Origin of the sequence: Rummeliibacillus pycnus (assembly GCF_050459865.1) — a bacterium.
Classification (GTDB): domain Bacteria; phylum Bacillota; class Bacilli; order Bacillales_A; family Planococcaceae; genus Rummeliibacillus; species Rummeliibacillus pycnus_B.
Window position 1 is genome coordinate 38,186 of record NZ_JBCMNM010000102.1, and the last position, 12,348, is coordinate 50,533.

Annotated in this window: 13 protein-coding genes; 11 read left to right on the plus strand and 2 right to left on the minus strand. The window is 33.4% G+C overall.

Annotated features, from left to right (window positions below; genetic code table 11):
- The first annotated feature begins 222 nt into the window (after positions 1 to 222).
- The 4 genes from ABE048_RS18245 to ABE048_RS18260 are packed head-to-tail and all read left to right on the plus strand — an operon-like array spanning position 223 to position 2,883.
- Positions 223 to 669 (plus strand): LytTR family DNA-binding domain-containing protein, encoded by a 447-nt coding sequence (locus ABE048_RS18245; protein WP_430312696.1) that lies wholly within the window; start codon positions 223 to 225, stop codon positions 667 to 669.
- Between the two features lies 1 nt (position 670).
- Complete coding sequence (locus ABE048_RS18250) at positions 671 to 1,096, plus strand: DUF3021 domain-containing protein (protein ID WP_430312697.1); 426 nt, start codon at positions 671 to 673, stop codon at positions 1,094 to 1,096.
- Position 1,097: 1 nt separating this feature from the next.
- Complete coding sequence (locus tag ABE048_RS18255; RefSeq protein WP_430312698.1) at positions 1,098 to 2,057, plus strand: ATP-binding cassette domain-containing protein; 960 nt, start codon at positions 1,098 to 1,100, stop codon at positions 2,055 to 2,057.
- Positions 2,011 to 2,883 (plus strand): ABC transporter permease, encoded by an 873-nt coding sequence (locus ABE048_RS18260; protein WP_430312699.1) that lies wholly within the window; start codon positions 2,011 to 2,013, stop codon positions 2,881 to 2,883. Before ABE048_RS18255 ends, ABE048_RS18260 begins: the two co-directional genes overlap by 47 nt.
- A gap of 94 nt (positions 2,884 to 2,977) precedes the next feature.
- Here the strand turns inward: ABE048_RS18260 and ABE048_RS18265 are convergent, their stop codons facing one another.
- Both ABE048_RS18265 and ABE048_RS18270 read right to left on the minus strand, forming a co-directional pair.
- On the minus strand, positions 2,978 to 3,970 hold the full coding sequence (locus ABE048_RS18265; protein WP_430312700.1) for a ketoacyl-ACP synthase III: 993 nt from the start codon (positions 3,968 to 3,970) through the stop codon (positions 2,978 to 2,980).
- A gap of 161 nt (positions 3,971 to 4,131) precedes the next feature.
- Positions 4,132 to 4,479 carry a hypothetical protein gene (locus tag ABE048_RS18270; protein ID WP_430312701.1) on the minus strand — a complete coding sequence of 116 codons (348 nt, stop codon included), beginning with the start codon at positions 4,477 to 4,479 and terminating at the stop codon, positions 4,132 to 4,134.
- 497 nt (positions 4,480 to 4,976) lie between these two features.
- Between ABE048_RS18270 and ABE048_RS18275 the strand changes: the two genes are divergently transcribed.
- The 7 genes from ABE048_RS18275 (at position 4,977) to ABE048_RS18305 (ending at position 11,983) form a co-directional block, all read left to right on the plus strand.
- Positions 4,977 to 5,501: a sigma-70 family RNA polymerase sigma factor gene (locus ABE048_RS18275; protein ID WP_430312702.1), complete on the plus strand. Its 525-nt coding sequence runs from the start codon at positions 4,977 to 4,979 to the stop codon at positions 5,499 to 5,501.
- Positions 5,491 to 6,942, plus strand: coding sequence for a hypothetical protein (locus tag ABE048_RS18280; RefSeq protein WP_430312703.1), 1,452 nt, complete (start codon positions 5,491 to 5,493; stop codon positions 6,940 to 6,942). Before ABE048_RS18275 ends, ABE048_RS18280 begins: the two co-directional genes overlap by 11 nt.
- 184 nt (positions 6,943 to 7,126) lie before the next feature.
- The gene (locus tag ABE048_RS18285) at positions 7,127 to 8,311 is read left to right on the plus strand and encodes a M20 metallopeptidase family protein (RefSeq protein ID WP_430312708.1); all 1,185 of its coding nucleotides are present in this window, start codon (positions 7,127 to 7,129) and stop codon (positions 8,309 to 8,311) included.
- A gap of 324 nt (positions 8,312 to 8,635) precedes the next feature.
- Positions 8,636 to 9,136 carry a preQ(1) synthase gene (gene queF, locus ABE048_RS18290; protein ID WP_430312704.1) on the plus strand — a complete coding sequence of 167 codons (501 nt, stop codon included), beginning with the start codon at positions 8,636 to 8,638 and terminating at the stop codon, positions 9,134 to 9,136.
- A gap of 545 nt (positions 9,137 to 9,681) precedes the next feature.
- A complete protein-coding gene (locus tag ABE048_RS18295; protein WP_430312709.1) occupies positions 9,682 to 10,287 on the plus strand; it encodes an MOSC domain-containing protein in 606 nt (201 codons plus the stop codon).
- A 291-nt stretch (positions 10,288 to 10,578) separates the two neighbouring features.
- Positions 10,579 to 11,298, plus strand: a complete 720-nt coding sequence (locus ABE048_RS18300; RefSeq protein ID WP_430312705.1) for a Fe-S oxidoreductase — start codon at positions 10,579 to 10,581, stop codon at positions 11,296 to 11,298.
- Positions 11,299 to 11,449: 151 nt separating this feature from the next.
- The gene (locus ABE048_RS18305) at positions 11,450 to 11,983 is read left to right on the plus strand and encodes a cysteine peptidase family C39 domain-containing protein (RefSeq protein WP_430312706.1); all 534 of its coding nucleotides are present in this window, start codon (positions 11,450 to 11,452) and stop codon (positions 11,981 to 11,983) included.
- Positions 11,984 to 12,348: the final 365 nt, after the last annotated feature.

A 12,348-nucleotide genomic window follows, 5' to 3' on the forward strand; every position in this document is an offset into this window, starting at 1 on the left:
TATCATCCTTTGAGTACTTACTTTAAATTTGGAATAAAATGCAAAAGAGCTGATTGGTCTAATGAGGACAAATCAGCTTTTTGCTATGTTTTTTATTCAGAAACAAATGCAATTTGCTAGCCAAAAACGACCACTTAAACCAATTTTTTTACCACTTAATAAAAAATAAGAAAATACAGAAATTTATATGCTATAGTCAAAATGAAGAAAGGGGAACGACGGATGAAGGTTCAGGTCACGTTAGATGACAAATATCAAGAGATTGAAGTTCAAATAAACGCAAAAAGCTTTGATGATGAAGTTGAGCAGATCATGAGGCAACTAAAAACACCTTTAACTAGTGTAATAGATGGTTATGTTAATCAGGAAATTCGCATGTTAAAAGTTTCGGAAATTTTCACCGTATATGTTGAAGAAGGAAAAGTATATTTTCAAACGGATGAAGAGGAGTATCAATCCAAGAAGAAATTATTTGAGATAGAAAAAATGTTTGAGAAGCAATTTTCACGTGTAAATAAATCGATGCTTGTTAATTTAGACCATATTCGATCCTTTAAACTGGATCTTCTTGGTACTACCGAATTAATTTTGCATAACGAAACAACTGTGCATGTAAGTCGCAAATATTTAAAAGATTTAAAGAAAAAATTGGGGATAGGGAGGGAGTAATATGCGGAGATTTGGATTGTTGCAATCAGGTTTAATCGGCTTCCTTATCAGCCTGAGTACCTCTTACTGTATGGTCACACTAGATGTATTAAATACAAATGCAACCATAACAGGGCATGATCTATTAGAGCAAGTTTTCGTAGCCGCAATCCTTGGTATTGCTATTGGCATTTGTACGATGATTTACCAGATCGAACAATTATCGTTTTTTGTTCAAATCATCATTCACTTTATTTTGGTCACAATTTGCGTTGGCGTTGCAGGGTATTTTGGTCATTGGTTTGATTTTAATAATATTTGGTCCTTCGTCAATGTTTTTATAAGCGAATTGATTATTTATACGATTGTTTGGTTCTTCTTTTATACAAAAGCAAAGCATGATATTCGAGAGATGAACGAATTACTTCAAAAAAGGCAGGAGATGTAAAATGACGAATGCTATAGAAGTACAAAATTTGAAAAAAAGCTATCAGGATGTTGAAGCAGTAAAGGGAATTACTTTTGAAGTCAAACAAGGATCACTATTTGCTTTTTTAGGAACGAACGGTGCAGGTAAATCAACGACAATTGATATTTTATGTACTTTAACTAATAAAACAGCAGGCACGGTGAAAATTGCGGGTCATACAATTGGCTCAAATCATGCAAATGATCAGATTCGAAAAGAAATCGGGGTTGTTTTCCAGGATAGCATATTAGATGAGCGATTGACCGTTTACGAAAATATTTGGCATAGAGGGGTTGCCTATGGCTTAAAAAGTGAAGAGTTAAAAGCAAATTACAAATTTGTTGTAACTCATTTGCATTTAGATGATATAGAAAAGAAAAAATACGGTAAACTTTCTGGTGGTCAAAGGCGTCGTGCAGATATTGCACGTGCAATTATTCATCGTCCATCCATTCTCTTTTTGGATGAACCAACAACTGGTCTTGATCCAAAGACTAGACAATTTGTATGGCAAGCTATTAAACAGCTACAAGAGGAAACAAATATGACCGTATTTTTGACAACTCATTATATGGAGGAAGCAGCGGTTGCAGATGAGATTGTCGTTATTAAAAAAGGATCGATTGTGGCTCAAGGAACACCAAATGAACTTAAGGAAAAATATGCATATGACCAACTGCTCGTTGTGTTTCAAGAGGATGTTGAGGGAGCGAACTATTTATCTGCATATAAATATCAGTTTCAGCAAAATACATTTACGATTCCTTTAAAAACAACAAAAGATGCACTGCCAATATTAAAGGAACTTGAGGCAGTAATGCAATCTTTTGAAGTAATCAAAGGTTCGATGGATGATGTATTCATAAGAATTAATGAGGAAGGGGAGATGGTACATGACTACAGTAATGAGCTTAGTAAGCAGACACACAAAAGTTTTTAGGAGAGAGCGAACAACTGTCTTTTTCTCATTGTTATCTGTGATGATTGTGATTTTACTCTATGCCTTGTTTTTGCAAAAGACTCAACTGGATACAATTTCTCAAATGGTAAAGGTCACAACGGATATAAAAGCAATGGTGAATCAGTGGATGGTAGCTGGCTTACTGTCCATTTTAGCCATTACAACAACTCTAGGCGCGTTTGGAATTTATGTGCGTGATTTAGAAACAAAGCGTGCTGAAGATTTTTTAACAATGCCTATTTCTAGAGGAACGTTGCTTATCAGTTATGTCATAAATGCATTTGTAATAGGAAGCGTATTCTCGCTAATTGCATTCATTGGATGTGAAATTTTCCTTGTATCTAGTGGCGCCGAATGGGTCGATTTTCTAACCTTCCTCAAAATCATTGGTGTGTTGTTAATAGCCGTTACTTTAGCAAGTACTTTTAATCTTCTATGTACACTACTAGTTGAATCTCAAACCGCTTTTTCTACATTAAGCACCATTATTGGTACTGTAATTGGTTTCTTATGTGGAGTTTACGTTCCGATGGGAGCACTACCTGATTATGTTCAAAAGTTCATGATATATTTTCCATTAAGCCATCCAACGGTAATGTTAAGAGAGTTATTTATGAGTGATTCGTTAGATACAGTTTTTAAAGGAGTACCTCAAGCAAAAGCAGAATATATGTCTAATTATGGTGTGACCTATGAATGGAGTAATCATGTCATGTCACAGAGTACACATTTATTTATTATCATTAGTTCAGCAATTGTTTTTTGTATATTATCAATTTTCATTTTTAGAGTGAAGAATAAATAAACATAACCTTTTAGATAAAAAAGAAGCCTAAAAATTAGACAATTTTAAGTCTATTTTTAGGCTTTCATTTAAATAATCATACAATATGTAATTATTAATATTTAAATAGTACTGCAATCAATTGATAACCAATACCAACAGTCCAGAATAGTACTGTATCACCGTGTTTAATACGTCCATTTTGAATTCCTTCGTGTAATGCTAGCAATGGACTAGTTGTACCTGTGTAACCAAAATGATCTCCAGAATACATCATCTGTTCATCATTCAAATCATAGTGTTCTTGAAAACTATTGATATTTGCAATAGAGAATTGAGATAAGCAGTACGCATTAATATCCTTAGGTTGTAGGTGATTTCTTTCTAAAAGTGTATCAATCATTTCGTATGTATCAGGCATACAAACAGCTCCATCAAATGGCTGCCAATTCAAATAATTATTTGTATCAAGTTCTTTGAGTTTTTTAGCTAAACCATTTCGAGGGAAAGTGACTTTATCAAAAACAGTTGGATTTGTACAATGAATCGAATCAATAAATCCAGTTTCTTCATCTGTTTTTTCTAAAATAACAGCACAAGCAACATCCCCAAAGTTAGAGTATGTAACGCTATCTTCTGGATTAGCAAGTAAAGAAAGATAGTCTGCACCTACAAGTAAAAGTTGGTTCATATGAGGGTTTGCCAATAAATAACGTGAAGCTTGATCTAATGCAGAAGTCATACCTGAACAATTTGCATTAACATCTAAAACACCAGTGCTTGTGCTTGCTTCAATGGCACGATGAACTAATACTGAGTTTGTTGGAAAAATATATTCAGGAACTTGGGTTGCAAAAATGATCATATCTAAATCTTGTGGTTTAATATTTGATTTTGCTAACACAAGCTTAGAAGCGTCAATTGCCATTGTCAATGAATTCTCTTCGTCTTGATCAATAATATATCTCGAATCTTTACCCAAAATATTGGTTATGAAATGAGTATAGTCTTCTCCATGCAAATTTTTATAGTGTTCTATATAAAATTCACTTTCCACTTGATTTTCCGGATGGTAGATTGCAATGTCTCTAATTTTTACACTAGGCATAAAAAAATAGACCCCTTTCAAGGTAATAGATTCGTTGAAATTGAAATAGTTTAAATTCAATATGAAATGGATTAATTTTTGTATAAATTATTACAAAAATTAACTTTATAATAGTAAAAAACATCCGAAAGATGCTTTTTACTATTTAATGACTATTTCATTTAAATTTGCACAAATTCAGCATTTGTAAGACCAATTTTACGTGCAAGACGGCTTACTTGCATTTTAAGAACGACACTATTAGGGATTTCGAAAATGACTTTTTGAAATCCTGTTTTTTTGTACATTTCATAGCAATTTTCTAATAATGGCACTAATTCTGGAGAAACAAGATGTAAATCTTTGCAATCTAATCGTAAATTATACTCTGATGGTTTAATAGAGTTCACATTACGATCATAATCTTTAACAAATTGGTCTACCTTTTCAGGTGAAAAAGTGCCATTAATTTGCATGTACATTTCTTTTTTTAGTTTGTCTAATTTGATTATGTAAGTTCCGTTAGTCATTTGTTCTTATCTCCTTTTGATTCTAATTTCCTAAACATTAAATATTATATACTAGTTTAATAGTCATATAAACACTTTTTTAAACAAATTGTAATTTAATAAAAAAATTAACATTATGTTTGCTAATTTATATAAATTGAAAACCCCACAGGAACTTAGTTAGGGTACTGAAAAAATGTTTAAATACAAATATTAATCTGCTTCTCGCGAGCGTTGAACCTCCTGGGAATCCTTTGCTCCTACGGTTTCTCGTCGCAGAAAAACCCTCTGCTCCTGCATCGCTACGCTAACTTAAAGCTAAGCACGTGGAAAGCACCCTTCTGTAGCGCAACATCCAAATCGGAATATTGACAAGTAAATGTTCTTATTTAAAAACCGAAAATAGATTTATGAAATTGACTAAGTTGTGTTTCTTTTTAATGAATTTACTTTTTTTATCAAAAATGAAACTTTTTATAACGGAGCGTTGTCTAACACATACCAAGGGGGTAGGGCAGATGGAAAAGGAAGAACGCAATAGGCTATTACAACTGGCGATGGATTTACATGGGAAGTATCTTGTTCGACTTGCGTATACCTATGTGAAGGATGAGGCAAAAGCTGAAGACCTTGTACAAGAAGCATTTATACAATATTACATACACCTTGAAAGTTTTGAAGCAAGATCGAGTGTTAAAACATATCTTTATCGTATAACGGTAAATCTTTGTCACAATCATTTAAAAAGTTGGTCACATCGTAAGCTTGAATGGACTGAAACGATTTCGAATTGGTTTGTTTACAAAGAAAGTCCTGAACAAGCGGCTATTAACAATGAAAAAAGTGATGAAGTAAATACATTACTTGCAGCATTATCACCTAAATATAGAGAGGTACTTTGGCTCTATTATATGGAAGATTTTTCGATACAAGAAATTAGCGAAATATTAGAATGCTCTGTGAACACAGTAAAAACGAGACTTGCAAGAGGGAGACATTCAGCAAAAACGACATTTGAGGAGGGCATGCTTGATGAAAACTAATTGGAAAAGTATATTAGACCATTTAGTTCCAAAACATGTAACATTAAGTCAAGAAAAACAGCAGAAAATTCTTGAAGAAGCAGAAGCACGGCTTTCTGGGCAAAAAAAGCCTAATCTCAAATGGCAACCCGCTGTTGTCGGTGTCGTACTTGTTGCAATGAGTTGTTTACTTATGGTTATGTTTTTAAGTCAAAAAGCAACACAAAATGAGAAACAAGCAGATGTGAAGTTTGAAAGAATAGTCATGCCATATGAATATTCTGACCTTATGCATGCACAATATGACTATATAAACCATTCATTTATAATGTTAAGTTCAGATCGTAAGAGTATATTAAACTATAAATTGGATTGGATACAAGAAGAACAACTAATTAAGCCAATTGAAGATACTATTATTGATGCTGCGGTAAACGAAGAATGGTTAGTATATGCGACTGATGAAAAGATTTACGTACAAAGTCGTAGTACTAACAAAAAATATAACCTGAATCAGCAAATTGCCCATGGTATTCAAATTTTTGGAGACAAAATTGCTTATTTAGCATTTTCTTCAGATAAGGTGAGTTACCGAATTGTAAATCTTGAGTACAAAAATATTATAGAAGTTCCAATTGATTTTAAAGAAACAAGTAGTCATATAGTGTTAACTACTCATTATCTTCTTGTTTCAAATAAAGAAGAAAATCAATCAGCCATAAATATTTATAATTTATCGACCCATGAAATGAAAAAATTTAACGTATCAGCTGATAGAATAACCAATCTTTCCTATGCAAACGATGCAGTCTATTATCTTGCAGATGATAAACTACAACGTATGAATCCAAAAACAGGTAAAGTGACCACTATAAAAACAAAAAAATGTAATTACTTTGCTGTTTATCAAAATTACATTGCAATAGAGACAGAGAGTACTGTAAAACTCTATACTATTTCAGATACAAAATTAAAGGACACACATGTATTCGATAAAATTTCGGCAAGGCTCGTACATCCTAGGTTTTCAGAAGAAGGCGTACTCGTAGTTAACTCAGAGGATGCGGATCATTCTATCTACACATTCGATACCAATGCAAAGAAATCACATTTTGCCGGTGAAAGTAAAAATTGGAAAGCAACATACGAATATACAGGATCAGAGATTTGGAATGAGAATTATGGAAGACTAAAATATCACAGTAAAGATAACGGGCAATTAATAATTCGTTTTAAAGGTGATTTAAAGGATTTAGCCACATCAGGTGAATTGCATATTTCTTATGAAGCTGGTTCATCTAGTAGTAAAATGAATGAAGATTTAAATGCATCTACTGTACGAAAGGAATATAAAATGAATGATAACTCTATAGGTGGTGCGCTATTGAAAAATCAAGAAATTCTTAAAGTAAAGGTAAAATGGGGTAATCATCAAGAAGAAATACAATTGAAATTAAAGTAAAAAGCAAAGATCGTTCTATTAAATGGAGCGATCTTTTTGTTATGTGAATGAATTTGTTGAAATTTCAAGAATCAAAAGGAATTTTAAAAGCTATACAGAACATATTGTATAAGATGCTGAAAATGTAGTAATTATATAATTTTTGAAATAAAGATTTATTAGGGAGTGAAGAAGTTTGGTTAAAATGGATCCATCTTTAGAAAATTCTTTAATTGAAATAAGACATCATTTACACAAAAATCCTGAATTGTCTTTTCAGGAATTTGAAACTTCAGCTTTTATAAAACAAACATTAACGAATTGGGGCATCCCATATAAAGAAATTGCAAACACAGGTGTGTTCGTAGATATTGTAGGAGATCAACAAGGAGAAACCATTGCTTTAAGAGCAGACATTGATGCTTTACCGATCAAAGAGGAGTTTCTGAGCGAATTTCAATCACAGAACCAAGGCGTCATGCATGCATGTGGTCATGACGGTCATACAGCTATTTTACTTGGAGCAGTAAAAACGTTGTATGAAAATCGATCACTTATCAAAGGAACCGTACGCTGTATTTTTCAACCAGGTGAAGAAGCAGATGGAGCAGCTTTACGACTTGTAAATGAAGGTGTATTACAAAACCCAAATGTAAAATCAATTATTGGCTTACACTTATGGCCACATCTTCCATTTGGTCATATCGGCATTAAAAAAGGTAATGCAACAGCTGCTTGTGATTCATTTACCATTTGTATTAAAGGAAAGGGTGGTCATAGTGCTCGTCCTCATCAAGCACTAGACGCTATTGTAATAGGGACTGAATTAATTCAGCATTTGAATCACGTCAATATAAAGAAATTCAATCCTTTAGAGCCTCATGTAATTCATATTGGTTCCATACACGCTGGGGAAGCTGCAAATGTTGTAGCAGACGAACTAATAATGACAGGGACTTCGAGATCCTATTCGAAAGATCTAAGGCAAAGAATAGATGGAGAAATAAAAAATATTTGTGATAGCTTAGCTAAAATGTGGAATGTGCAAATTGATTATCAAATGAAATTTGGTGCACCCCATATATTTAATGATTACTTTTTAGCAGAACAATTAGAGAAATGTGCGAGAGCTTTCATGGCAGATGATGAAATCGATTTACTAAAAGAACCTTCCATGGGTGGGGATGATTTTGGCTATTATGCAGATCAAATCCCAGCCCTCTATTTCAGACTTGGTATCGCAAAAGAAGACTCGGGAAACCTGGACTTACATCATCCTAAATTTAACTTTGATGATCAAGTCTTGACTAGAGGAGCTGAAGTCTTCAGTAGGCTGGCAGTAGATTTGTTGAATGTTTATCAGCAAACTGAAAATGAGTCGACAAAATAATAATTTTTTAACAGAATATTTTTTAGAGGTAGTGGTTGATTAGGAATAACATTTTCCTACTAGCATCTTTTCTTGACTATCCTAAATTATTTAAGTATTATATTTATGATTTTACTAAGAGGTTCATAGCGCAAACCCTCTTTAAAAAACTATGGAACATGCGAATAATGCCATGTCCACTTTTTGCGGATATGGCTTTTTTATTTTGCCTCAAATGCTGGCTGCTTGAGAGTTATCAATTTGGATTGATAGCAGAAGTAATAGAGTTTTTCATATTAGTTTTAGGGAGTTTTAGTTATGTGCTTTTTTATAGGAGGCAACATGATGTCAGGAAGAACAAATGAAGAAGGATTAAAAGATTTAACGCTACTAGGTAATCAAAATACAAAATATTCATATGAATATAATCCAGATGTACTTGAAGCGGTTGATAATTTACATACGGAGAACGATTTCTTTGTGAAATTCAATTGCCCAGAATTTACAAGTCTATGTCCAATGACAGGTCAACCAGATTTTGCAACGATGTATATTTCTTTCATTCCTGATAAAAAATTAGTTGAAAGTAAGTCGTTGAAATTGTATTTATTCAGTTTCCGTAATCATGGAGATTTTCATGAAGACTGTGTCAATATTATTATGAAAGATTTGATTAAACTACTAGATCCACGTTATATCGAAGTATGGGGTAAATTTACACCTAGAGGTGGTTTATCAATTGACCCATGGTGCAATTATGGACGTCCGGGTACAAAATACGAAAAAATGGCGGAACATCGTTTGATGAATCATGATCTTTACCCAGAAAAAGTGGATAATCGATAAAATTGGGACAAAGCGCAGATATTGCTAGATATTATGTACAAGTACTGAACATTAAGCATTAATGCGATGTAAAAAATAACTATGAGACAGAAGCCGAGAATGTGGGAAGTACCGATATTCTTGGCTTTGTTTTAATTAAAGCATAAAATCTAGTTTTCAAATTCCGTAAGCGATGTCATGATAATTCCGAATCAGGATTCTGTCTCCATATAGGAGTTGATGTAGCATGTATCCTATCAAGACCGTGATTATAATACGGATATAAAAAGAAACGCTGGTGAAATAGAAGTTGAGTTCTCCCATAACCGCCCTCTCAATATAGTCTACTTTTTTGTTTAATGAAAGGATTATGAAAGTTACAAAAATACGTTAGATTTAAGAAAGAGTTTGTCTATATTAAATAAAAAGATTGTTGATATGGTATAATTAGGTACTATTGATAGTTGGAATTATTCAGTACATTGGTTACTAAAGGAGGAGCACAACAGTTGAAAGTGCATGATAAATCGAATATTGCGAATTTTTCGATAGGTTTACCAAAGGAAATGAGATACGGAAAAGGTCAGGTAATGGATACTGGGATTTGTAAACAAGCAATTGATGAGGCGTATCTCACGAAAGATGGATTTCATGGGGATGGTGTGGCAGACTTAAAACATCATGGAGGCTTTGATAGAGCTGTATGTATTTACCCATTTGAACATTATGCTAAATGGGAAAGTGAATTTGGAAAACCGTTGGATGCAGCTGCTTTTGGAGAGAATTTAACGGTTACCAATATGTTAGAGGAAAATGTTTGTATTGGAGATATTTTTCAAGTTGGAAATGCAGTCATTCAGATTACACAAGGGAGAATTCCATGTAGCACTATTTCTAATAGGGTAGATAATCCACTCATTTTAAAGAGACTTGTGGAGACTGGATTTGTAGGCTATTTATGTAGAGTAATAAAAGAAGGTACTGTAAGAAGCGATTCCGTGATCTCGTTAGTGAAAAGACATCCTCAAGAAGTCTCTGTTCTATATTGTATGGATATTTACTTTAACCGTACAAAAGATGTAGAAGCTATGAAAAAAATTCTAAATGTACCAGAATTAGCAGATGTATGGAGAGAAAAATTGGAAGCACGTGTTGAGAAGTATTCAATCTAAGCAGGGTTCAATTTTCCCTACATATCAATTTTAAATTTTATAAAAGGTTAAAAGGTTTATACGTAAACTCTCTCTAAAAACCAATAGAATATCTAAGTAATGCCATGTCCAGTTTTGCGGTCATGGCTTTTTTCATTTGAAAAAAAGACTGGGGGGAAAATCGAAATACATTCAATTTATCATCTACTATAGTGCTTAAATAAAATCCCCAGATAAAAGTATCATTTTAGCTAAAAATCAAAATTTGTAATATGATAGAGAAGAAAAATTATGAAGTAATCAGGTGATACAATGCCAGCACTAACAATGGATCAAATATTAATGCTTGATTCGTATAATATATATACGACAATACCAGAGCGATCTCTTTTTACACTTGAGCGTGTGCGCAAAGAATTTTTCCAAGAAGATGAGTTTGCGGATTTAATGCTAGGAATTACAAATGCGACATCGAAAACAGCAGCCATTTCGCATTTTTCAAAACGCTATGGACAATTTATCGCAATGCAATTTTATATGTTAACAGCTTACGACGAAATTTGGGATGGCCATGATCGTGATTTGCAATTTGATGCAACAAAAGAAAACGGACTCTATACGGTGTGTATGTTTGCCAATCCAAATGACTGGCGCTACGTTGACGATTCAGAACGAAAATATGTGATGTCAACGATTTTATACAAACAGTGCTATCAAATCGTTCAAGATTTACGTAATACAACCTCGATTTCTCCACGCGTTATTTGGGATAACTTATTCGTACATATGGTAAGCATTTATGCTAAATTGCTCGATAATCCATTACTTGCCGACCGAGCTATGGATGATTTAGAAATGTTAGAATCGAATGAAGTATGGGCTCGTTTTAGCGATAAGTCTTTATTTTATGATTATACAAAAGGGATTGCGCCAGCTTCTCTCGTGAATCAACCAATTCGAAAATCATGTTGTTTATCAAAAGATATTCCAGGACTCGGTGCTTGTGGTTATTGTCCTCTTGAACGCGAGTAAAGAAAAGGGAAGCACACTGAAAAAATGTGCTCCCTTTTTTGCATAAAAAAGGCACGTCATTTCAAATGTATAATCATTAAAGTTACATAAACTAATTTTTATATTTTAAGGAAAATAGATATCAATTGTTAATTGAAGGGAGAGAATCATTTTGAACTTTTGTCTGAATATGCCACGTTTTGGGCAGCACTTTGAAAAAGGAGAATGGCCAGAAAATGCACTTGTAGAAGGTAAAGGTTCAGATTATTGGGGAGAGAGTGTTTGCGGTTTAGCATGTATTCGTATGATAATGGGACATTACCAAATACCAGTAGCTTCAGCTTATGACTTACTCACTGATGGAATTCATTTAAATGCATATTGTGAAAAAGGATGGATTCATCAAGGCTTAGCAAATATTGCAGCAAAATTCGGCTTAAATGCAAAACCTATCGCTATACAAAATGGTGAAGAACTTGAAAAGTTACTAACAAATTATGGACCTGTTATCGTCTCAGTAACTGGTCAACTTCCGGAAGATGGTCGAAAGGGAGGTCACCTTATCGTTGCATGCGGAAGACATATGGAAAAGGGTGAATATATGATTTCATTCCGAGATCCATCAAAATGGGGCAAATCCAATAGCATTGTGTCAGAAAAAAGATTCTTAGCTAGCTTTACAGGTCGAGGAATTGTGTTTATGTAGAAATCTAATGTTTGATTACTATAGTTTGTGAGAATCAATTTTGAAACTGATTCTTTTATCATTGAAGTTAGTTTAAAAAAATTGAGTAGATTTAATTCAATAATAAGGAAAAAGAGAATGAAAAAATAATTTTTGTTTTAACTGGAATAACATTTATTCTTATCAGAATCCAAAAATTTTATTAAATATACGAATGTTAAATGATACCCTATTTTGATCATAGTGGAGCGAAAGACGGCGACTCCTACGGGAAAAGCTTGAGCTGAAAGCCCCGCAGGAACGAAGTGACGAGGAGATTGAAGCCAAGCCCGTGGAAAGCGCCGTCTGTAGCGGAACGTTCAAATCTGAATATTGAAGTTAATATG